The organism is Lacibacterium aquatile, assembly GCF_042683105.1.
In the GTDB taxonomy this organism is placed as follows: Bacteria; Pseudomonadota; Alphaproteobacteria; order Elsterales; family Elsteraceae; genus Lacibacterium; species Lacibacterium aquatile.
Window position 1 is genome coordinate 357,616 of sequence record NZ_JBHUIP010000014.1, and the last position, 20,065, is coordinate 377,680.

At 62.1% G+C, this 20,065-nt stretch carries 23 protein-coding genes and 3 tRNA genes; 17 read left to right on the plus strand and 9 right to left on the minus strand.

The window, feature by feature from the left end; translation table 11 throughout:
- Positions 1 to 236 precede the first annotated feature (236 nt).
- Positions 237 to 827, minus strand: a complete 591-nt coding sequence (locus tag ACFSM5_RS18715) for a hypothetical protein (RefSeq protein ID WP_379878098.1) — start codon at positions 825 to 827, stop codon at positions 237 to 239.
- A 300-nt stretch (positions 828 to 1,127) separates the two neighbouring features.
- Positions 1,128 to 1,203 (minus strand) — tRNA-Thr (locus ACFSM5_RS18720).
- 116 nt (positions 1,204 to 1,319) lie between these two features.
- Between ACFSM5_RS18720 and ACFSM5_RS18725 the strand changes: the two genes are divergently transcribed.
- The 8 genes from ACFSM5_RS18725 to ACFSM5_RS18760 all read left to right on the plus strand — a co-directional run bounded on the left by ACFSM5_RS18725 (position 1,320) and on the right by ACFSM5_RS18760 (position 6,788).
- Entirely contained in the window at positions 1,320 to 1,505 is a 186-nt protein-coding gene (locus ACFSM5_RS18725) for a hypothetical protein (protein WP_379878099.1), read from the plus strand.
- A 93-nt stretch (positions 1,506 to 1,598) separates the two neighbouring features.
- Complete coding sequence (gene dcd / locus ACFSM5_RS18730; protein WP_379878100.1) at positions 1,599 to 2,153, plus strand: dCTP deaminase; 555 nt, start codon at positions 1,599 to 1,601, stop codon at positions 2,151 to 2,153.
- A gap of 29 nt (positions 2,154 to 2,182) precedes the next feature.
- On the plus strand, positions 2,183 to 3,472 hold the full coding sequence (gene murA / locus ACFSM5_RS18735; RefSeq protein WP_379878101.1) for a UDP-N-acetylglucosamine 1-carboxyvinyltransferase: 1,290 nt from the start codon (positions 2,183 to 2,185) through the stop codon (positions 3,470 to 3,472).
- Positions 3,472 to 3,879 (plus strand): DUF2948 family protein, encoded by a 408-nt coding sequence (locus ACFSM5_RS18740; RefSeq protein WP_379878102.1) that lies wholly within the window; start codon positions 3,472 to 3,474, stop codon positions 3,877 to 3,879. The genes murA and ACFSM5_RS18740 overlap by 1 nt, the downstream gene beginning before the upstream one ends.
- Positions 3,876 to 4,547: an ATP phosphoribosyltransferase gene (gene hisG / locus ACFSM5_RS18745; protein WP_379878103.1), complete on the plus strand. Its 672-nt coding sequence runs from the start codon at positions 3,876 to 3,878 to the stop codon at positions 4,545 to 4,547. Before ACFSM5_RS18740 ends, hisG begins: the two co-directional genes overlap by 4 nt.
- Entirely contained in the window at positions 4,531 to 5,829 is a 1,299-nt protein-coding gene (gene hisD, locus ACFSM5_RS18750) for a histidinol dehydrogenase (RefSeq protein ID WP_379878104.1), read from the plus strand. The genes hisG and hisD overlap by 17 nt, the downstream gene beginning before the upstream one ends.
- Positions 5,830 to 5,832: 3 nt before the next feature.
- On the plus strand, positions 5,833 to 6,318 hold the full coding sequence (locus ACFSM5_RS18755) for a UPF0262 family protein (protein ID WP_379878106.1): 486 nt from the start codon (positions 5,833 to 5,835) through the stop codon (positions 6,316 to 6,318).
- Positions 6,319 to 6,323: 5 nt separating this feature from the next.
- On the plus strand, positions 6,324 to 6,788 hold the full coding sequence (locus tag ACFSM5_RS18760) for an arsenate-mycothiol transferase ArsC (protein ID WP_379878108.1): 465 nt from the start codon (positions 6,324 to 6,326) through the stop codon (positions 6,786 to 6,788).
- A gap of 187 nt (positions 6,789 to 6,975) precedes the next feature.
- On the opposite strand, the gene ACFSM5_RS18765 is transcribed toward ACFSM5_RS18760, so the two are convergent.
- Positions 6,976 to 7,443: an Lrp/AsnC family transcriptional regulator gene (locus tag ACFSM5_RS18765; RefSeq protein WP_379878110.1), complete on the minus strand. Its 468-nt coding sequence runs from the start codon at positions 7,441 to 7,443 to the stop codon at positions 6,976 to 6,978.
- Positions 7,444 to 7,566: 123 nt separating this feature from the next.
- Between ACFSM5_RS18765 and ACFSM5_RS18770 the strand changes: the two genes are divergently transcribed.
- From ACFSM5_RS18770 to ACFSM5_RS18810, 9 genes are all read left to right on the plus strand, one after another.
- Positions 7,567 to 8,424 (plus strand): DMT family transporter, encoded by an 858-nt coding sequence (locus ACFSM5_RS18770; RefSeq protein WP_379878112.1) that lies wholly within the window; start codon positions 7,567 to 7,569, stop codon positions 8,422 to 8,424.
- Between the two features lie 82 nt (positions 8,425 to 8,506).
- Positions 8,507 to 8,725 carry a translation initiation factor IF-1 gene (infA, locus tag ACFSM5_RS18775; protein WP_379878115.1) on the plus strand — a complete coding sequence of 73 codons (219 nt, stop codon included), beginning with the start codon at positions 8,507 to 8,509 and terminating at the stop codon, positions 8,723 to 8,725.
- 12 nt (positions 8,726 to 8,737) lie between these two features.
- Positions 8,738 to 9,316 (plus strand): Maf family protein, encoded by a 579-nt coding sequence (locus tag ACFSM5_RS18780; RefSeq protein ID WP_379878118.1) that lies wholly within the window; start codon positions 8,738 to 8,740, stop codon positions 9,314 to 9,316.
- A complete protein-coding gene (locus ACFSM5_RS18785) occupies positions 9,313 to 10,605 on the plus strand; it encodes a ribonuclease E/G (RefSeq protein WP_379878120.1) in 1,293 nt (430 codons plus the stop codon). Before ACFSM5_RS18780 ends, ACFSM5_RS18785 begins: the two co-directional genes overlap by 4 nt.
- Before the next feature lie 5 nt (positions 10,606 to 10,610).
- Positions 10,611 to 10,814, plus strand: coding sequence for a DNA gyrase inhibitor YacG (locus ACFSM5_RS18790; protein WP_379878122.1), 204 nt, complete (start codon positions 10,611 to 10,613; stop codon positions 10,812 to 10,814).
- 33 nt (positions 10,815 to 10,847) lie between these two features.
- A complete protein-coding gene (locus ACFSM5_RS18795; protein WP_379878124.1) occupies positions 10,848 to 11,516 on the plus strand; it encodes an HAD family hydrolase in 669 nt (222 codons plus the stop codon).
- A 55-nt stretch (positions 11,517 to 11,571) separates the two neighbouring features.
- Positions 11,572 to 11,647: transfer RNA gene (locus tag ACFSM5_RS18800), tRNA-Phe, on the plus strand.
- A gap of 269 nt (positions 11,648 to 11,916) precedes the next feature.
- Positions 11,917 to 13,665: a sensor histidine kinase gene (locus tag ACFSM5_RS18805; RefSeq protein WP_379878126.1), complete on the plus strand. Its 1,749-nt coding sequence runs from the start codon at positions 11,917 to 11,919 to the stop codon at positions 13,663 to 13,665.
- The gene (locus ACFSM5_RS18810) at positions 13,666 to 14,346 is read left to right on the plus strand and encodes an SOS response-associated peptidase (protein WP_379878128.1); all 681 of its coding nucleotides are present in this window, start codon (positions 13,666 to 13,668) and stop codon (positions 14,344 to 14,346) included. It abuts the gene before it with no gap.
- Here ACFSM5_RS18810 and ACFSM5_RS18815 read toward each other — a convergent pair.
- From ACFSM5_RS18815 to ACFSM5_RS18840, 6 genes are all read right to left on the minus strand, one after another.
- Positions 14,315 to 16,015, minus strand: coding sequence for an EAL domain-containing protein (locus ACFSM5_RS18815; protein ID WP_379878130.1), 1,701 nt, complete (start codon positions 16,013 to 16,015; stop codon positions 14,315 to 14,317). The two genes, ACFSM5_RS18810 and ACFSM5_RS18815, sit on opposite strands and share 32 nt — an antisense overlap.
- Positions 16,016 to 16,415: 400 nt before the next feature.
- Positions 16,416 to 16,709: a hypothetical protein gene (locus ACFSM5_RS18820; protein ID WP_379878132.1), complete on the minus strand. Its 294-nt coding sequence runs from the start codon at positions 16,707 to 16,709 to the stop codon at positions 16,416 to 16,418.
- A 75-nt stretch (positions 16,710 to 16,784) separates the two neighbouring features.
- Positions 16,785 to 17,546: an ABC transporter ATP-binding protein gene (locus ACFSM5_RS18825; protein ID WP_379878134.1), complete on the minus strand. Its 762-nt coding sequence runs from the start codon at positions 17,544 to 17,546 to the stop codon at positions 16,785 to 16,787.
- Positions 17,543 to 18,583, minus strand: coding sequence for a FecCD family ABC transporter permease (locus ACFSM5_RS18830; protein ID WP_379878135.1), 1,041 nt, complete (start codon positions 18,581 to 18,583; stop codon positions 17,543 to 17,545). The genes ACFSM5_RS18825 and ACFSM5_RS18830 overlap by 4 nt, the downstream gene beginning before the upstream one ends.
- Positions 18,580 to 19,596, minus strand: coding sequence for an ABC transporter substrate-binding protein (locus ACFSM5_RS18835; RefSeq protein ID WP_379878251.1), 1,017 nt, complete (start codon positions 19,594 to 19,596; stop codon positions 18,580 to 18,582). The genes ACFSM5_RS18830 and ACFSM5_RS18835 overlap by 4 nt, the downstream gene beginning before the upstream one ends.
- A 394-nt stretch (positions 19,597 to 19,990) precedes the next feature.
- Positions 19,991 to 20,065: transfer RNA gene (locus tag ACFSM5_RS18840), tRNA-Val, on the minus strand.

Sequence of the window (20,065 nt, forward strand, 5' to 3'; positions counted from 1 at the left end):
GCTTCTCGATGAGGCCGCTCCTCCTTTAAAGCTTGTCATCCCGGACTTGATCCGGGATCTCGTGTGGCCGAACCGCGTCGAGAAAACGGTCGAAGTGCGGCTACTCAAGATCCCGGATCAAGTCCGGGATGACGGTTCTTGTTTGAGGCGTTTGTTTGAGGCGCCAGGGTATGCCAAGCCCCGACTCATGAGCCAGATAGATCAATCGCCAACAAATGATCTATAAAACTAATGAGTCAGCGCGCGGCCAGGACTTCATTGATGGCGGCGCGGACGGCGCCCAGGGCCGGTTCGATCTGCGGGATGATGCGGCCAGCGATCTCGATGCCTTCGTCGATCCGGCTTTCGCGTACAGCCGTTACGGCGCGGCGGGATTCCATCGCCAGCTTCTGCACGCCGAAGGCCCCCACTGCGCCGATCATGGCGTGGGTGGCAAACTCGACCGCCTTGGCGTTGCGCTGATCCACCGCGATGACCAGATCGTCGCGCAGGCGGCGCACGTTACCTTCGAACTGCGAGGCCAGTTCCCGGAAGCTGTCTTCAGGCAGGAAGGAGCGCAACTCGCGCAACACGCCCAAGTCCACTTCCGGACGCATCGGCATGGGGGCAGGGGGCGGTGCTGCGGGGGCATGTGCCTGCTGAGGCGGAGACGCCAAGCCAGCCGTCACGATGCGGCGCAGGCTATTGACGTAATGCTGCTGGTCCAGTGTCAGGTTCGTCGTCGCCAGCATGTCGACCAGCCCGGCGGCGGCCAGCCACAGCTGTTCCGGCGTTGGTTGGCTGCCCGGTTGATCCGGCGCCCGAGGCGAATTGCGCAGCACAGTCATTCTTCTCAACACCTACGGTTGACTGGGCGAACGGTCTTGCAAATGTGGCAGAAACCGCCGGTGGGTGACAGTTCAAAATCATCTGGGAGGCGGAAAAAGCACTGCAGAGCAGTGTCTTCCTAAAGGCGCGATTTCCTTAACAAAACAGGTATCATTAACGCAATATTAATATTTATCCAAAAGATCGCAGATGGGGTTTTGAAAACTCCAGCTTCGGCAGATGGATTCAGTTCGTAGGAATACGAATAGCGCCATCTTGCACGACAGCGCATCACTAAAATCGGATATGTCGGGAAAAGATGGTGCTGACGACTGGGATCGAACCAGCGACCTCACCCTTACCAAGGGTGTGCTCTACCTACTGAGCTACGTCAGCCCTGCAAGCGGTCCGGAAGAGGTCGTCCGCTGCGGTGGGCGGTTCTTTACCCCGGCTGTGACGGGCTTGGCAAGCAGATAATGACATGAGTAAAAAAGGGGATGAAGGATGGACCCATGAACGACCCAGATCCCAATGCGTCAAAGCCCAAAAAGCCGGGCAAACCCTTGACCCGCGAAGAGCGTCTGGCGGCGGCCTTGCGCGAAAATCTGCGCAAACGAAAAAGCCAGGACCGGGGGCGGGAGGATGCGTCCCCTGCAGAGGTGCCCCCCACGGGCCTTTCTTCGCGCGAGGATACTTGAGGCTTGCTGCCGAATTGCGCTACAAGCGCCCAAGCTTTCCTGCCTGTCATACCGATCCTGGCATACCAATCTTTTTCACGGGAGTAGTCGTCGATGGCCATCATGTCGGACAAATGGATTCGGCGCATGGCCACCGAACACGGGATGATCGAGCCGTTTGTGGAGCGGCAGACCCGCGACGGGGTGATCTCCTACGGCCTTTCCTCTTACGGCTATGACGCCCGGGCGACCGACGAATTCAAGATTTTCACCAACGTCGAAAACGCGCTGGTCGATCCGAAGAATTTTGACGCCAAGAGCTTTGTCGATCGCAAGACCGACGTCTGCATCATCCCGCCCAACAGCTTTGCGCTGACGCGGACGGTGGAATATTTCCGCGTGCCCAAGGACGTGCTGGTGATCTGCCTCGGCAAGAGCACCTATGCCCGTTGCGGAATCATCGTCAATGTCACCCCGCTGGAGCCGGGTTGGGAAGGGGAGGTCACGATTGAGATCTCCAACACCACCCCCTTGCCCGCCAAGATCTATGCGAACGAGGGGATCTGCCAGTTCCTGTTCCTGCAGGGAAATGAGCCCTGCGAGACTTCCTATGCCGACCGCGCCGGTAAATATATGGGTCAACGCGGCGTCACCCTGCCGCGCCTTTAAGGCGCCTACCCCTTAAGCCGGAGAGTTCGATGGATAAGATCCGCATCCGTGGCGGCAAGACCCTGAACGGGACGATTGAAATCAGCGGCGCCAAAAATGCCGCGCTGCCGCTGATGACGGCGGCCCTCTTGACCGAAGAGACGCTGACCCTGACGAATGTGCCGCATCTGGCGGACATCACGGCGATGGCCAATCTTCTGGCCCAGCATGGGACCGACGTTGCGCTGGATGGCGGTGCTGCTGACGGTGGCAGTGCCGGTCGCGTTCTGCGCCTGACCACCCCGACGATCTCCTCGACCACGGCGCCCTATGATCTGGTGCGCAAGATGCGGGCCTCGGCCCTGGTGCTCGGCCCGCTGGTCGCCCGTTGCGGCGAGGCGCGTGTGTCGCTGCCCGGCGGCTGCGGCATCGGTGCCCGCCCGGTCGATCTGCACATCAAGGCGATGGAAGCCATGGGTGCAAAGGTCGATCTTGACGCTGGCTATATGATTGCGACCGCCAAGGGCGGCCTTAAGGGCGGGCGCGTGGTCTTCCCGAAGGTGTCCGTGGGCGCGACCGAGAGCGCGCTGATGGCGGCGTCTCTTGCCAAGGGCGAAACCGAGATCGTCAACGCCGCCCGCGAACCGGAAGTCATCGATCTCGGCCGTTGCCTGATTGCCATGGGCGCGCAGATCGAAGGCCTCGGCACCGATCGCATCCTGGTACAGGGCAAGACCAGCCTGCATGGCGCCGAACATCGCATTGTCGCCGACCGTATCGAAGCCGGTACCTATGCGATTGCCGCCGCCATCACCGGCGGTGACATTCTGCTGAAGGGTTGCAGCCTCGATCTGTTGCCGGCTTTCATCGACAAGCTGCGCGAAGCCGGCGTGTCGGTCGAGCAGGAAGGCGAGGCCATCCGCGTCACCCGCAAGGGTCCGCTGGTCGGCGTCGACGTGATGACCGAACCCTATCCCGGCTTTCCGACCGATCTCCAGGCCCAGACCATGGCCCTGATGACGGTGGCCGAAGGCGCCTCGATGGTTACCGAGACCATTTTCGAGAACCGCTTCATGCATGTGCCGGAACTCGCGCGTATGGGCGCCAACATCAATATCCATGGCTCGTCCGCCATGGTGCGTGGTGTGAAGGGCCTGCGCGGCGCTCCGGTCATGGCGACCGATCTGCGTGCCTCGGTCAGCCTTGTGCTGGCGGGTCTTGCTGCCCAGGGCGAAACCCTGGTCCAGCGCGTCTATCACCTGGATCGCGGCTATGAACGTCTGGAAGCCAAGCTGGCTGCCTGCGGTGCCGATATCGAACGCGTGCGCGAGGCCGACTGATGCTGCGACTGAAGGCGACATCGGCCGAAGATTGCGCCGTCCTGGGGGCCTTGCTCCAGGATGCCCTGATCCCCTTGTCCGATATCGCCTTCGATCCTGCCGAAAAGCGCTTCATGGCGGTTGCCAATCGCTTCCGGTGGGAGGATGCGGCGGCCAAGGAGCGGATCCATAGCGGGTTCGAAGTGAACGGCGTCACCTCCCTGCGGCGTCGCGATCTCGATGTATCGGACCGGGGCCAGTTCCTCAATCTGCTGACCGTCGCCCACACGCCCGAGGCGGTGACCCTGACTTTTTCCGGCGGTGCTGTGCTTCAGCTGCTGGGGCAGGATCTGGAACTGCGCCTGACCGACTTCGGGACCCCCTGGCCCTGCGAATCGGTGCCCAATCATGAAGGAGAGGGCGCGTGAGCCCCGTTGACCGCCCGCTCGTCCTGGCGCTGCCCAAGGGCCGCATCCTGGACGAGGTCATGCCGATGCTGAAATCCTGCGGCATCGAACCGGAAGCCGAGTTCGCAAAGGACAGCAGCCGCAAGCTGCGCTTTGCCACCAACCGCCCGGACCTGGAAATCATCCGCGTGCGCAGCTTCGACGTCGCGACCTTCGTCGCTTTCGGGGCGGCCGATATCGGTGTCGCGGGTTCGGACGTGCTGATGGAGTTCAATTATTCCGAACTCTATGCGCCGCTCGATCTGGGCATCGGGCGCTGCCATATCTCCGTTGCCGAGCCGCAGGATCTGGTGGAAAGCGACGAGCCGCGTTCCTGGTCCCATGTGCGGGTCGCGACCAAATATCCCGAGATCACCAAGCGCCATTTCGCCGCCCGCGGCGTGCAGGCTGAATGCATCAAGCTGAATGGCGCCCTGGAACTCGCTCCCAATCTGGGGCTGTGCGAGCGCATCGTGGATCTCGTGTCCTCCGGTGCCACGTTGAAGGCTAATGGGCTGGTGGAGGTCGAGCGGATCGCCGATGTCTCCTCGCGCCTGATCGTCAACCGCACGGCCTTGAAGACGCGTTCGGACGCCGTCGCAGGCTGGATCGACCGTTTTGCGGAGGCGTCCCGTGCCTCAGCAGCTTAACGCCGCCTCGGGCGATTTCGAGCGTCGTTTCCTCGATCTGCTCGCCGCCAAGCGCGAGGTTTCCGAGGATGTCGATGCCGCCGTCCGCGCGATCCTGGCCGATGTGAAGCAGCGCGGCGATGCCGCCGTTGTCGATTACACCAACAAATTCGACCGTGTCTCGGTCAGCGGGATTGATGCCCTGCGGGTTTCATCGGCTGAAGTCGATGCGGCGGAAAAGGCCTGCGATGCCGAGGTGCTGAAGCATCTCGACCTCGCCGCCAGCCGCATCCGTGCCTTCCATGAAAAGCAGAAGCCCAGCGATCTCGATTATACCGATGACGCGGGTGTCGAGCTTGGCATGTGGTGGAAGCCGGTCGAAGCGGCGGGCCTTTATGTTCCCGGCGGCACGGCGGCCTATCCCAGTTCGGTTTTGATGAACGCCATTCCCGCCAGCGTCGCCGGTGTCGACCGGGTGGTGATGGTGGTTCCGGCCCCGGACGGCGTGCTCAATCCCCTGGTGCTGGCCGCCGCTAAACGCGCTGGCGTGACGGAGATCTTCAAGATCGGTGGTGCCCAGGCTGTGGGCGCGCTCGCCTATGGCACGCAGGCCATCAAGCCGGTCGATAAGATCGTCGGGCCGGGCAATGCCTTTGTGGCAGCGGCCAAGCGTCAGGTCTTTGGAACAGTCGGCATCGACAGCATCGCCGGGCCGTCGGAGATTCTGGTGGTCGCCGATGGCAACAACGATCCCGACTGGATCGCCGCCGACCTGCTGTCCCAGGCCGAACATGACACCAGCGCCCAGAGCATCCTGATCACCGACGACGCCGATTTCGCGGCTGCGGTTACCCAGGCCGTCGACCGGCATCTGGCGACCCTGCCGCGTGCGGGCATCGCCGCGACCTCCTGGGCCGAGCATGGCGCGGTGATCCTGGTGCCCAGCATCGAGGGCGCCATCGGCATTATCGACCGGATCGCCGCCGAGCATCTGGAACTGGCCGTCGACAAGCCCCGTGCTCTGGCCGCCAAGATCCGGAATGCGGGCGCGATCTTCCTGGGCCGCCATACGCCCGAAGCCATCGGCGATTATGTGGCGGGGCCGAACCACGTGCTGCCGACCGCCCGTTCGGCGCGGTTTTCGTCGGGCCTGGGTGTCATCGACTTCATGAAGCGCACGACTTTTGTCGGTTGTTCGCCGGAGTCGCTGGCGAAGATCGGTCCGGCTGCGATAGGCTTGGCGGCGGCTGAGGGGCTTGACGCCCACGGCCGTTCCGTCGCGATCCGACTCAATCGGGGGTAAGACATGGCCGAGCCGGACGCCGCAACTCAGCGGATTATCGATGTCCGGCTCGACGAGCGCTCCGTCGTCCGTCGCAACCAGACTATCGAGCACGAGCGTGCGGTCGCGATCTTCGATCTGCTCGAGGAAAATCTCTTCGATCTGCGGGGACATCCGCCCGGCCCCTATAAGCTGATGCTGGGGATCGAGGAAAGCCGCCTCGTGTTTGATGTGCGGGATGAGAATGACGGCGAGGTCGACCGCATCCAATTGCCGCTGGTCGGCATGCGCGGCACCATCCGTGACTACTTCACCATCTGCGACAGCTACTACGGGGCGATCAAGAACCAGTCCCTGGCCCAGATCGAGACACTCGATATGGCCCGGCGCGGTCTGCATAACGAGGCGGCGGAGATGCTGCGCGAGCGGCTGGTGGAACGGGTGGGCCTTGATCTCGATACGGCGCGGCGGCTGTTTACGCTGATCTGCGTTCTGCATATTCGGGGTTAACCCATATGACCGGGGTACGCGATCGCGTCGCTATTCCGGGCAGCGTGCTGTTCATGTGCACCTATAACGCTGTGCGCTCGCCGGTGGCCGAGGGGTTGGCGAAACACTGGCTGGGCAAAAGCGTCTATATCCAATCGGCCGGGGTGCGCGAAGGGCCGCTCGATGGGTTCGCGGTGGCGGTGGCGGCTGAAGAAGGCATCGACATCAAGAAGCACCAGCCCAAGCTGCTGGAGGATCTTGAAGACAGTAATTTCGACCTGATCATCACCCTATCGCCCGATGCGCACCGGGCCGCGCTGGAACTGACCCGCACCCAGGATGTGACAGTCGAATATTGGCCGACCGAAGATCCGACCGGCATCGAAGGCTCACGCGAGGAACGCCTCAGCCATTACCGTGCCATGCGGGACCGCCTGCACGACCGCATCATCGAGCGCTTCCCCCGGCAGTTCTTCCCCAAGGTTGGGTGAGTTTACGGGCTCAGTCTTTCTTTCTTCGTCATGCCACGGCTTGTCCGGGGCATCTCCTCCGGAGAGTTTCCATACGGTCTGAATTCCCAATGGACGGGCTCCCGGAGGAGATCCCCCGCATGAAGCGGGGGATGACGACCTTGGTAGTGCGCTAAGAGATCTCCCGCGAGAACAGATGTGACCGCCCTTAAACTGGGATCGCCCCATCCTGCTTCACGGTCCGCAGGACGAACGTCGTATTGACGTCCTTGATCATCGGCATCTTCAGGAACTTGCCAAACAGGATCGCCTCGTAGGCGGCAAGATCCGGCAGAACCAGCTCGACCATGAAGTCCGCCTCGCCCGACGTGATGTAGCAGGCGACGACCTCGGGCATGGCGGCCATCGCCTGCTGCACGGCGTTCGAAGTTGCTTCACCATGGTTGTCGACCTTGAGATAGACAAAGGCGGTCAAGGCCCGTCCGGCGGCAGTCCGGCTTATCTGCGCGCGATAGCCGGTGATGAGACCCGCTTCCTCCAACCGCTTGACCCGGCGCTGGCAGGGGGTGGCGGACAGGCCGACTTTTTCTGCCAGATCCGTCATCGACATGCGTCCGTCTTCCTGCAGCAGCAGTAGTATTTTACGGTCGAACCCGTCGAGGGGAGGTTTCTCCATGAGTGAGCCTGATATTAGTGATAATCGCTAATTGAGCTCGAGATCGTGGCGTAATTCGCCGGGATTCACCAGGGGCTTCCATCCTAGGATCGCCATCGCGGTTCTGATGCATGGAGAGAAGACATGGGCGGCGTTCTGGCGGCGATCACGGTTCCGGTGATCTGGGCGATCTGGTTGACGGCGACGCGGGCCGGTGTCACCGGCGGTTTGAGCGCGTTGGATGCCGGACTGTTGCGTTTCGTCATTCCTGCCGTTGTTCTGCTGCCGGTTGCCTGGAAATCGCTGCCTGCCTATCGCGAAGCCGGGCTGTTGCGCTGTCTGCTGATCGTCTGGGGGGCGGGTGCGCCCTTCTTCATGATTGCCGCAACCGGGATGAAGCAGGTGCCGATGGCCGATATCGGTTCGCTGATGCCCGGCACTATGCCGATCTTCGTCATGATCCTCGCGGCCCTGGTCGACCGGCGTCTGCCGTCGATTGCCAAGCTGATGGGGGTGGCGCTGGTGCTGGGCGGCGTCCTGCTGTTCCTGGCGCCGTCGTTGATCGGGGGCGGGCAATGGCAGGGGCAGGTGACGGTCATGAGCGCTGCCTGCTGCTGGGCGGTCTATACGCTTGCCTACCGGAACTCGGGCCTCAGCCCCTGGGCGGCAGCGGCGCTGATCTCCAGCGTTTCCGGTGTGCTGTTCCTGGGCGCCGCTGTGCACTGGGGCAGCCACCTGCTGGAGGTGCCGACGCAGACACTGCTTTGGCAATTGGCGATCCAAGGTGTGCTGACCGGGCTTGTCAGCCTCGCGGTCTATGGGGTGGCGGTAGCGCGTCTGGGGGCGGGGGCCAGTCTTTACGGGGCGCTGACGCCAGCGATTGCAGCGCTGCTGGCGATCCCTGTGTTGGGAGAATATCCAAGCGTAATGGCCTGGCTTGGGCTTGGGCTTATTACCCTTGGCGTGATCTTTGCCGTGCGACCACAAGCAGTGAGAACATAGCAGAATAACCTTATTTGGACTTGACCCCAGGCTGCGGAAAGCTCACTTACTTGGCCGCTTTAAACACTTAACTGGTACGCTCATGCCAAAAGAAGATTTAATCGAGTTCTCCGGCATCGTGTCGGAACTGCTGCCTAACGCAATGTTTCGGGTGAAGCTCGATAACGATCACCAGGTGTTGGCCCAGGTTTCGGGCAAGATGCGCAAGAACCGCATCCGCGTGTTGGCGGGTGACCGGGTCAATGTTGAGATGACCCCCTACGACCTCTCCAAGGGCCGTATCACTTTCCGCTTTAAATAGGGTTGCGATCGCGTGACCTTTGCTTCCCTAGTACTCGCCTCGGCATCTCCCCGGCGGCTGGACCTTCTGCGGCAGATAGGGATTGAGCCCTCCGGCGTGGCCCCTGCCGATATCGACGAGACGCCGCTGCGTCACGAATTACCCGGCCCGCATGCAAGGCGTCTGGCTGCGGCCAAGGCTGCTGCGGTAGCCCAGACCTATCCGAATGCTTATATCCTCGCCGCCGACACGGTGGTTGCCGTGGGTCGCCGGATCCTGCCCAAGGCGGAAGACGAAGCAACTGCGCGCGCCTGCCTTAAGCTGCTGTCCGGGCGCAATCACAAGGTCTGGGGCGGCATTACGCTGCTGGCCCCCGATGGCCGCGCCAGTCATCGGTTGGTGCGCAGCCAGGTGACCTTCAAACGCCTGAGCGCTGACGAGACCGACCGCTATATCGCCAGCGGTGAGTGGCATGGCAAAGCGGGTGGCTACGCGATCCAGGGCCTGGCCGCGCGCTATGTGCTGGGGATCGAAGGTTCCTATTCCAATATCGTCGGCCTGTCGCTCTACGATGTCGGGGCGATGCTGGACGGCCTGGGCTTTCGCGTGTGAGCGGCGATCTGCCCGATAGCGCGCTGGTAGCCTCGGTCTCGCCGGGTGAACTGCGGGCCGGGCGGATCGAAGCCGGTAGGCTTACTGAAATTCTGATCGAACGGGGTGGCGACGCCAGCGGCGAAGTCCGTCGGGCGATCCTGCGCGCCCGCGACGACGCCAGCGGCGGCGGCTTCCTCGATATCGGCGAGGGGCAGCAGGCCTATATCGCTCATCCTGGCGACGATCCCCTGGGCGCCCATCTCCTGGTGCAGATCGTCAAGCCGGCCATCGGCGATAAACGGGCAGAGGCGCGCCGCCGGATCGAGATTACTGGCGATGCGCTGATCCTGACGCCGCTGACACCCGGTGTCGAAATCTCCCGGCGCATCGAAAAAGCCGACCGGCAGCGCCTGAAGGTCTGGGCCGAGGCGCAGGACGGTCATCTCACCATCCGCACTGCGGCGGCCTCCATGGAGACAGCACGCCTTGATCGCGAGCTGGCGGGGTTACAGCAGCGCTGGAGCTTGCGTAAGGCCGATGGCGCCCCGGGCGTCGCTCTGGCTGCTCCAGACCCTCTGGAGCGCGTTCTGGCGACCCTGGACGATGGGTCGAGCCCCATCTTCGTCAGTGGTCGGCGGCTGGCGGGCTTTGACGGCCGCATCCGCCTTCTGCCGCCAGGGCAGGAGGTCTTCAGTCATTTCGCCCTTGAGGAGGAGCTTGAAGCCGCTTTGTCGCCCACGGTGGCGCTTCCAGGCGGTGGTCGGCTGCATCTGGCGGTGACCCGCATGGCAACCACCATCGATATCGATACGGCGGGGGCCAGCGATGGCGGCGAAGTCGCGCGTCAGGCGATGCTGGAAGCCGCGCGTCAGATCCGTTTGCGCAATCTGGCCGGGCTGATCCTGATCGATCCCCCGCGCGGTGGTGGCAGGGACCGGTTGCTCTCTGTGCTGAGGGGCGCGCTGGAGGCGGATCCCCTGGCGCCTGTGCTGCATGGTTTCACCCGGGCTGGTCTGATTGAAATCACCCGGCCCCGTCTGCGTCCGTCGCTGGCGGAGGTCATGCTGGCTCCGGCCGTGCCGACGCTCTCCACGGCGTCCCTTGTGCTAGCCCTGCTTCGCCGTGCCGTCCAGGGACCTTTGCCCCTGGCGGTGGAGTTGTCGAGGGTGGGCGATATGTGGCTGTCGGGCGAGGGGGCGGGCGCCTGGGCAGACCTCGTCCGGCAACTCGGACATGCACCGCGCCGTCTTGTGCGTCAGGGCGCGCCGGATCACTATGGCCGCCTGATTTTTCCGGGCGAGGAGTAGGCCCTATGAGCAAAGATCTGAAATCGGGAGATGTGTCTGCCAGTCCGGCGGGCTTCTGCCCTTCATGTGGGCGGCCGACGGAACAGAAATATCGCCCCTTCTGCTCGCCGCGCTGCAAGGATGCGGATCTCGGGCGCTGGTTCACCGAAAGCTATCGCATTGCCGGTCCGGCGGTCGAAAGCGAAGATGACGATCAGACAATCAATTAGAAACTGACGATAGAAATTGGACGGTAGGGAAATATGTCGCTGAAGGGCCTTTTGTTCGATCTGGATGGGACTCTGGCGGCCACGGACCCGCTGCACCACGCCACCTTTACCGAGTTCCTGGCCCCTCACGGCATTACCGTGGACGACGAGGTGTACCGGGCGGTGATCCTGGGCAAGCTGAACCGGCAGATCTTCACCACCTTCCTGCCCGGCCTGTCGGATGCCGATGCCGATGCCATGGGCGATGCCAAGGAAGCGCTGTTCCGCGACCGCAACCCGCTGATCGATCCACTGCCGGGGCTGAAGACGCTCATGGATACTGCACGTGCCCAGGGCATCCGGATCGGTGTTGTCACCAATGCTCCGATGGCCAATGCCGTGCATGTGCTGAACGCCATCGGCTTGGCGGACCGGATCGAGACCATCGTTTCGTCGGATCAATTGGGCATCGGCAAGCCTGACCCCGCACCTTATCTTGAAGGGCTGCGCCGTTTTGGCCTAGCTGCCCATGAGGCGGTGGCCTTCGAGGATTCCACCAGCGGCATGACTGCCGCCGTCCGGGCGGGGCTGGCAACTGTGGGGATCATGACAACCCACAGCGCGGCTGAACTCAAGGCTATCGGCGCAGTTCTGACCGTTGCCGACTATGCCGATCTGACCCTGGAAACCTTGGCCGGATTGCGGGCATTGCCGGTTGATTGATTTTCCTCTGGACAGGGGGCGCGGCGGCCCGCTATAAGCCCGCCACCAACACGGAGCCCGGGTAGCTCAGTTGGTAGAGCATGCGACTGAAAATCGCAGTGTCGTTGGTTCGATTCCGACCCCGGGCACCATCTGTAAACCCCTGAAAGCGAACAGCTTTTGGGGGTTTTCTCTTTGGAGCTTGTGCGCAGATCTTCCATCTGCTGGCGTGGTGCACTAGTTGTCCTTTGAGTGGATGTTTATCCGCCAAGAAGTGTGTGCCTGCCATCTTCGGCTTAGAGCTGATTCTGGAAGTATCTCTAACGAGATTTGCCAAAAACCTCCCTGTGCTTATTGCCATTTGTTGTAAAGCATTTCTTAATCTATGCTTGATTGAGGGTATTGTTTGTCGGCGAATGTTATGGCTTTTCGTGTTGGGGCGTTAAGAAGGTGGGTCTCGCGGCCGGTGGTCTTCGTCGGCGCCTTTGCGTTTTTATGTCTGGTGCTTTTCTGGGGCGTTGCTGGCGTCGCCATTGATCGAGACCGCCGCAGTGCCCTGAAGATTACGCATGAGGAAGCTCATCGCACGGTGCTGCTGATGGAAGGGCACGCGTTGCGGACCTTCGACGGCGCCCAGCTTCTGATGAATATCATCGAGCAATGGTTGGTCGAACCTATCCAGGGCGTGACCGACATGGCCTATGCGCCGCCTCTCGATTTGCTGGATGCACGTCTCGACAAGCTGGTGGCGGGGCTTGCCATTGATGCGGATGTGCGCCTCTTCGCCGCCAACGGTCATATGATCCCTGTGGCGGGCAAGGGCGATGCCCGCGTTTCGGCGGCGGGACGCGAATATTTCCAGACCCTGATGAGGGGAGACGATCCTGGCATGGTGATCGGCGTTCCCCTGAAGGCAGCCGATACCGGCAGCTTCATCATCCCGATTGCCAAACGCGTTGCCGACAACCCTTACGGCGTTGCGGTCATCGCCCTCGGTCTGCCGGTGCGGATCTTCAGCGATCACTATGCTTCCCTGGGCGGCGGTCGCTCCGGTTCGGCTAATCTCTATCGGCGGGATGGCGCGCTTCTGACCCCGGCCATGGGGCCGGGTGGGCAGGAACCTAATCGGGAAAAGCCCTCCTGGTTTCCGACCGATGTCGATGCCGAGGACGTTGGCGGCGGCTTCCTGAGCGACCCCGGGCATCAGGCGTTGATCGCCTATCGGTTCGTCGATGAATATCCGCTGGTGGCCGTGGCCTATCAGCCGCTGGAGGAGGCGCTGGCAGGGCATATGCAGCAGCGCACCTTCTCCCTTATCCTGGTGTCGATCGCGACCGCTGTGGTGCTGCTGGGGGCCTTCTTTCTGCTGCGCCTTGAGATGGCCCGCGACCGGGAGGGAGAGAAGCTGGCGGCAGCCCTCATGGCGGCCGATGCCGCCAATGCTGCCAAGTCCGACTTTCTGGCTCGCATGAGCCATGAACTGCGCACACCGTTGAACGCGATCCTGGGCTTTTCCGAGATTATCGCCGAAGGCATGTTCGGCGCGATCACCGAGCGTTATCGCGACTATGCTTCCGATATCCGCCGGTCGGGCAAACATCTCTTGTCTCTGATCAACGATATCCTCGACATCGCGCGGATCGAGGCGGGTAAACATCCGCTGCTACCCGAGGCTCTGGAGATCGCCCCATTGGTGGCGGAGACATCGGGCCTGCTGGCTGAACGGGCGCGGCTCAATAGTGTTGTTTTCGACCTGAACTTCGACCAGGGGCTGCCGCTCCTGTGGGCGGATCGGCGGGCCGTTGTGCAGATGCTGCTTAATCTCTGTGGCAATGCCGTCAAGTTCGCACCGCCCCGCACGGTCATCACGATTGCCGTTGGACTATCCGCCGATGGCGGGCTCGCTATCGATGTCATCGATCAGGGACCTGGCATTTCCGCGGTTGATCTGCCGCGCGTTACCGAGCCGTTCGGTGCCGGTCAGGTGAGGGCAGCGACAGCTACCGAAGGCACCGGCCTGGGGTTGGCCATCACCAAGGGGCTGATCGCGCTTCACGGCGGGCAGTTGGAACTGCTAAGTCCTCCTGGGGCGGGGGTCACCGCGCGGCTGGTCTTTCCGGCGGCACGGTTGAAAGCCGCCGCAGTCGCAGCTCCAACGGTAAATGCGTGAATGTGCGGTCGGTTCTTTCGGAAGCAGAAGCAAGGATACGCAGGGGATCTGGATGGTTTGGGAGATGTCCTGCGCCAGTTGGCAGTTCAGGGCGATCAGACCAATATCGCCCCGTCTAGTTCGATCTGGGCCATCGGGCGCAAGGCAGGCGGCTCCTTGGGCCTGAGCCCGTTGCGCTGGGGCTTGATCCCTTACTGGTGGCGCGATGCGGCGATGCCGGGCAAAAGCTTCAATGCGCGGCTGGAGGAGGCTGCCGACAAGCCGATGTGGCGCCGGGCCGTTACGCGCGGTCGCTGCCTGATCCCTGCTAGCGGCTGGATCGAATGGCAGCCGGACGATAAGCGCAAGCAGCCTTGGCAGATCACGCTTCCCGGCGGCGAGGGAATGATGTTCGCGGGTCTCTATGACCGCTGGGTATCGGCTGAAGGGGAGACGCCGGTTTTCTCGGCCGCCATCTGCACGACATCGGCCCTGCCTGTCCTGGCGGATCTGCATCCACGGATGCCGGTCGTTCTGAAGCCAGAGGCCTGGGGGGCCTGGTTAGACCCGGCCAACGACATCCGGTCGCTTGCCGGGTCGGTCGTGTCGCTTTATGAGCGTGAAGCTGTTGAGCGCGGCGTGAACAGAGTCGAGGAAAGCGCTGATCTCTTCAGCGCCGCTCCCCGTAGATCTGCTTCATGATCGGCGCGGCCTTGGTGATCGTCTTCACGTGGGCGGCTGCCTCGGCAACGACCTTAAGCTTGGGGGCCTCGTAGGACGGGGACTCCAGGGGCTTGCCGAACAGCCAGCCCTGGCCGCATTCGATCTTCATGCTCTGCAACATCGCGGCCTGTTCCTCGGTCTCCACCATCTCGGCGATGGTGAACATGTCGAGGCGACGGAACAGATTGGCCATGGCGATGACCATGGCGCTGTCGCGCTTGTTTTCGACCAGCTTCTTGATATAGCGCCCGTCGATCTTGCCCGCGTCGGCCTGCAACGCATGGACATAGTCGAAGCCCGCCGCCCCGGCACCGATATCGTCCAGGCAGACGGTGAAGCCAAGCTTGCGGATATCCTGAAGAATATTGTTCGCGCGGGTCAGATCCTTGATCGCCGCGCTTTCCGTAACTTCCACCAGCAGGCGCTTGCCGAGCGGCGCAGCGGCCTTCAGGCGATCCATCAGGCAGCGGACAAAGAGATCCGACGCCAGCGAGCGGCCAGACAGATTGGCGGCAATCGACGTCGAACTGCCCGACAGACCTTTCAGAATGACGATCACGCGGTCGATGACCGCCAGATCCATCGTGCCGATGATACCGGTTTCTTCGGCGAACTGGATCGTCTCGAACGGGCTGCCGTCGCCATTGAAGCGCACCAGCGCTTCGAAATGATGGAGCGAGCGGTCGGCCAGATTGACGATGGGCTGATAAACCAGCCGGAATTCGTCCTTGTTGATGCGGTCCGAGAATTCGGCGATGCGGGACAGCGTGTCCTGCACCATCTTGTCGAAACTCTCGGCAAGGCCACCCATCATGGGGCCTTCGTCTTCATTGGCCAGCCGGTTGATGGAATAGCGCACGGCCCGGATTGCGTCTTCTGGCTGCAGGCCGGTCGAGGCGAGGCTCATGCTCTGCACGGCGGCCTTGAGGCCCGGCGCATTCATGTCGCGGGCGATGGCATTAAGGCTGTTCGTGATGGCTTCGGGAGCCTTGCCCGCCTCATGCACCACGCCAAAGCGACCCGGCCCCAGGCGACCGGCGCTATCGCCGTCCATCGAGGCGGCGCGCAGCGTCGTGCCGATCTTGTCCATCAGGGTCTTGACCATCGACTCCGGCAGATCGGCGGTCAGTTGTTCCAGGCCGGGCAGATCGACCGTGGTCAGGGTCAGCGGATTGTCACCCTGGCGGGCAGAGGCCACATGGCCGCCCGCGACGTCGGCAAAATCATCGACGCTCAGCATGCCGGTGGAATTGTCGCGGCGGCGCTTCATATGGGCGGCTGCCATCATCGCGGGGACGCGGCCGATGGTGCAGGCGACATGATCGGGTCGGTGCGGCAGGCGGCAGGCGTGCATCTGAACCATCGCCGCTTCGGCGCTGGCATTGATCGGCGGATGCTCCAGGTGCAGCAGGGTCGGCCCGATGCGCTTGCCCATGCCCAGATCCGCAAGCTGCAGAGCCAGCATTCCGCTGTCGCTTTTTGTAAAAAGTTCGCCCAGCGGCTGACCGATCAGGTTCTTATCGCTTTGACCGAGAATGCCGCGGACCGCGCCCGCAACGAAGGTGATTTTTCCATGTCGGTCGACCTCGGCGAGGACGTCGGCAGCAGCGAATGAGAACGCCAGGAAACGGGCTGTTTCGTCGAGCATTTAGTCCTCAAAGTAAGGCTACTGCCGCCCGAGAGCGGCGAGGTCAAGGACCCCACTGCGGCCGAAGTTTATGGCAGTATAATGACCCGTGTATCACTGAATAACAATCCCCTTAAACTCTGATTTTATGGATAATTTTCCATTAATATTCATTTGGATTTTATATTTACGCACATGGCTGAAGTATAAGCTCTGATTTTGTCCTGATATTTTATACAGGGTCTGCGATTTCACCCATAGTCCTCTTCAGTCCTCGTTAAGGAAATCGATTTCCTGTAAATAGCGGAAAAGCAATGAAACGATGCTTTTCTTTGCGCCTTACCTCACTACCGTATCCGTAAGGCTGACAGAATGGGAAAGTCTTCCATCCCCCTTCTGTCAGCCGATTCTGTCTTACAGTCTAGTTCTGGGTCGGAGGGGGCGTCAGCCCAGGATTACTGCTGGGAGCGCTGGGTGGCGCGCTCAGGGGAGGGGGCGCCATGGGAGCGGGCGGCGGCGATGTGGTCTGCGGCATTGTGCTTCCGCCGAACGGTGCCGTCGCCGGGCCGCTGCTGCCGCAGTTCGGCCAGGAACCGCCGCCCATGCCTCCGCAACCGATCACTTCGGGACGATCTCCCGCTTGTGCGGCTGCGGTCGGAACAATGGCACCGGCGAGCGCTACGGTGCCTGCGATGGCAAGTAGGATGGTTCGCATGAACATTCCTCCTGAAGAAGGGTCTTCGGTAAGGAACGGAGAGGAGGGCGTCCGGGTTCCCCCCCCCCTGGGAGTCTAACGCAGGTAGTGAATGTGGGGGCGTCCATGATACTGGGACGCCTCAACCCGCGCATCGACCGCAAAGACGTTCCGCAGCAGGTCTTCGGTCAACACTGCGTCAGGGGCGCCGGTTGCGACGATCCTGCCGCCTTTCATGACGATCAGTTCGTCGCAGAACATCGCAGCGTGATTCAGATCGTGGAGTGCAATGATGCTGGTGATGCCCAGCCCGGCGACTAGTCGCAGCAATCCGATCTGATGCTGCACATCCAGATGATTGGTCGGCTCGTCCAGGATCAACTCGCTCGGCGCCTGCGCCAGGGCTCTGGCGATATGGGTGCGCTGCTTTTCCCCGCCCGACAGGCTCTGCCAGCGGTCGTTGCGCTTGGTGCTCATGCCCGTGCGCTCCAGTGCTGTTTCCACAGCCTCTTCATCCGCCCTGGTCCAGCCCGCGAATAGGGAGCGGTGGGGAAAGCGGCCAAGCTTCACGACATCGATGACGCCCAGGTTGGCGTTGGTGGTCGCGTGCTGCTCGACAAAGGCGACCCGCTGGGCGATGGCGCGGCGGCTGATCGTCCGGATATCTTTCTGCTCCAGCAGAATCTGACCGCCATCGGGCTTTTTCAGTCCGGCGAGCAGCCGGAGTAACGACGTCTTGCCCGAGCCGTTAGGCCCCAGCAGGCCGAGCATCTTTCCAGGCTTGGCCTCGAAGGATACGGAATCCAGGATCGTCTTATTGCCGATCTTCCAGACCAGATTGTCGACCTTGATGCTCATGACGCCCGTTGAAACCGATAGAGAATGATCGAGAAGAAAGGCACACCCACCAGCGCCGTGACGACACCGATAGGGAGGGTCTGCTGGGGGATCAGCGCGCGGGAGGTGATATCGGCCAGAACCATGAAGATCGCGCCCGCAATCGCGCAGGCGGGCAGCAGGCGGCTATGGGTGGGGCCGACCAGGAAGCGCGCGGCATGCGGCACAACCAGCCCGACGAACCCGATGGAGCCGACCATGCTGACGATGGTCGCGGTCATCATGGCGGTCAGGGCGAACAGGATAATCCGCGCCCGGCCGACGTTGACGCCGAGGGTCGAGGCTGCCTCGTCGCCAAAGGCAAAAGCATCGAGAACACGTGAATAGAGCAGGCAGATGAGGAGGCCCAGGCCGACGACGGTCGAAACCAGCATGAATTCCGGCCAGCGGACGCCGCCGAAGCTTCCCAGCAGCCAGAACATGATATCGCGGGCCTGCTGGGCATTGCCGGAGGTGGTGACGATATAGGAAGTCGCCGCATTGAACAGTTGCGAGGCCGCGACCCCGGCCAGGATCGTGCGATCCGCTCCGCTGCGGGTACCGTTGGACAGTAGGGCGACGAACAGGAAGGCGGCGAAGGCACCGATAAAGGCGCCGACGGACAGCGAGACCGCGCCCGCGCCGATCCCCAGGATCACGATGGCAACCGCGCCCGTCGATGCCCCGGCGGAGATGCCGAGGACATAGGGTTCGGCCAGGGGGTTGCGCAGCAGCGACTGCATGATCGCGCCGCATAGCGCCAGCCCGGCCCCGCAGAAAGCCGCCACCAGCGCCCGGCTCAGCCGATAGTCCCAGATCACCGTCTCATGGATCCGGTTGAGTTCGACGGCGGTCCATCCCAATCGGTTGGTGACGGAGGACAGGGTCGTGGCAAGGGGGATCGGCAGATCGCCGATCCCCACACTGATAGCCACAACCAGGCCGATGGCAGTCACCGAGGCGAGCAGCAGCGCGCCCAGGATAACGAACTGCCGAACCGGATGCCGGGTGCTTGTCACTTCAACAGGCCGAGGGTCTTGAGCTGAGCCGCCACCTGTTCGGCGCCATAGAGCGTGCGGATGGTCGGGTTCATCGCCTGCCCATCCATGACCACCAGCGCCTTGTTCTTCACGGCGGGGATCTGGCTGACGGCCGGATCGGTGGTCAGGAATTTGATCTTGGCTTCAGGCTTGTCGAGTTCCCAGCGATTACGGTCGAGGCTGGCCACGACGATCACATCCGGGTTGGAGGCGATGATGGCTTCCCAGCCCAGGGTCGGCCATTCCGCTTCGGCCTGGATCGCATTCTTCCCACCCAGCAGATCGGCGATGAAGCCCGACGCGCCGTTCTTGCCGCCGAGATAGGCATCGGCCGACGGGCTGGCGCTGGAGAACCAGAATACATAGGACAGGTTCTTGCCGTCCTTGGAAACCGCCGAACGCAGCTTTGCTTCACGGGCCTTGAAATCGCTGATCAGGGCCTGCCCGCGGTCCGCAACGTCGAAGATCTGCGACAGCTCATCGATCTCCTTATAGAGCAGCTCCATGTTCCACAGCTGATCGCGGCTGCCGTACTGGTCCTTGACCTGCTGGGTGCTGAGGCAGGTGCTGGGCGACAGATAGCTCGGCACGCTGACCTTGTCGAAATCCTCGCGTTTGGCGACCTTGCTGGTCGGGCCGACCAGGCTCGGCAGAGCGGCGGCCACGAAGTCGGGGTTTACGGCCAGGATCGATTCGAAGGTCGGGAATTCCACGGTCAGCAGTTTGACCTTGGCATTGGCGTCGGCCAGTTCCGGCAGCACCTTGCTGGGCCAGAAGGCGGTGCCGACCATCTTGTCCTGCAGACCCAGCAGCAGCATGACCTCAGCGCTGTTCTGACCCAGACCGACCGCGCGCTGCGGCGCTTTGGTGAAGGTCGCCTGCGTCCCGCAATTCTCGATGACCAGCGGGTATTTCGTCGGGGCGGCCAGGGCAGAACTGCTGGCAAATCCCAGGGCGACAGCAAGACCGGCGACGGTGGCGAGCGCGTTCATTTTGATCACGGCAGATAATCTCAAGGGTTGTTGAAGAGGGCGGGCGGATAGCCAAGGCTTTGAGATCGATTTTTCAGAATTCATCTGGAAAAACGATAAATAGTGTAACGTTTAATCAGGCGCACCATACGATCCGTATTCACATTCAATGCTGGCGCTTTCTGTTACGTCCGGACGAGTAAGCGAAGGTTAGGGTCATTTGCCCCTTATCCGCATCGGCAGACACCCGATATCGCAATTGATAATGATTTGCAAGAATATCCAAAGCGCTGACGCTCTCAGCTGCCATTGGTCACAGGTATGCGCGGCGATGTCGGGGGATGCACAAGCAAACGTCCTCCTGGGGTGACCCACCAGGGGATTTTGCTGACTAAGCTTTTGATCTTGAAAGGCATGGTGGGCGCGACAGGGATTGAACCTGTGACCCCACCCGTGTGAAGGGTGTGCTCTCCCGCTGAGCTACGCGCCC

What these genes read in the sequence shown, in the direction of transcription:
- ACFSM5_RS18795 (WP_379878124.1), top strand. Translation starts at nt 10,848, where the DNA reads ATGTCGCTGAAGGGCCTTTTGTTCGATCTGGATGGGACTCTGGCGGCC.
- ACFSM5_RS18805 (WP_379878126.1), top strand. Translation starts at nt 11,917, where the DNA reads ATGGCTTTTCGTGTTGGGGCGTTAAGAAGGTGGGTCTCGCGGCCGGTG.
- ACFSM5_RS18810 (WP_379878128.1), top strand. Translation starts at nt 13,666, where the DNA reads ATGTGCGGTCGGTTCTTTCGGAAGCAGAAGCAAGGATACGCAGGGGAT.
- ACFSM5_RS18815 (WP_379878130.1), bottom strand. Translation starts at nt 16,015, where the DNA reads ATGCTCGACGAAACAGCCCGTTTCCTGGCGTTCTCATTCGCTGCTGCC.
- ACFSM5_RS18790 (WP_379878122.1), top strand. Translation starts at nt 10,611, where the DNA reads ATGAGCAAAGATCTGAAATCGGGAGATGTGTCTGCCAGTCCGGCGGGC.
- ACFSM5_RS18825 (WP_379878134.1), bottom strand. Translation starts at nt 17,546, where the DNA reads ATGAGCATCAAGGTCGACAATCTGGTCTGGAAGATCGGCAATAAGACG.
- ACFSM5_RS18835 (WP_379878251.1), bottom strand. Translation starts at nt 19,596, where the DNA reads ATGAACGCGCTCGCCACCGTCGCCGGTCTTGCTGTCGCCCTGGGATTT.
- ACFSM5_RS18755 (WP_379878106.1), top strand. Translation starts at nt 5,833, where the DNA reads ATGGCCGAGCCGGACGCCGCAACTCAGCGGATTATCGATGTCCGGCTC.
- murA (WP_379878101.1), top strand. Translation starts at nt 2,183, where the DNA reads ATGGATAAGATCCGCATCCGTGGCGGCAAGACCCTGAACGGGACGATT.
- ACFSM5_RS18765 (WP_379878110.1), bottom strand. Translation starts at nt 7,443, where the DNA reads ATGGAGAAACCTCCCCTCGACGGGTTCGACCGTAAAATACTACTGCTG.
- ACFSM5_RS18760 (WP_379878108.1), top strand. Translation starts at nt 6,324, where the DNA reads ATGACCGGGGTACGCGATCGCGTCGCTATTCCGGGCAGCGTGCTGTTC.
- ACFSM5_RS18820 (WP_379878132.1), bottom strand. Translation starts at nt 16,709, where the DNA reads ATGCGAACCATCCTACTTGCCATCGCAGGCACCGTAGCGCTCGCCGGT.
- dcd (WP_379878100.1), top strand. Translation starts at nt 1,599, where the DNA reads ATGGCCATCATGTCGGACAAATGGATTCGGCGCATGGCCACCGAACAC.
- ACFSM5_RS18725 (WP_379878099.1), top strand. Translation starts at nt 1,320, where the DNA reads ATGAACGACCCAGATCCCAATGCGTCAAAGCCCAAAAAGCCGGGCAAA.
- ACFSM5_RS18715 (WP_379878098.1), bottom strand. Translation starts at nt 827, where the DNA reads ATGACTGTGCTGCGCAATTCGCCTCGGGCGCCGGATCAACCGGGCAGC.
- infA (WP_379878115.1), top strand. Translation starts at nt 8,507, where the DNA reads ATGCCAAAAGAAGATTTAATCGAGTTCTCCGGCATCGTGTCGGAACTG.
- ACFSM5_RS18740 (WP_379878102.1), top strand. Translation starts at nt 3,472, where the DNA reads ATGCTGCGACTGAAGGCGACATCGGCCGAAGATTGCGCCGTCCTGGGG.
- ACFSM5_RS18770 (WP_379878112.1), top strand. Translation starts at nt 7,567, where the DNA reads ATGGGCGGCGTTCTGGCGGCGATCACGGTTCCGGTGATCTGGGCGATC.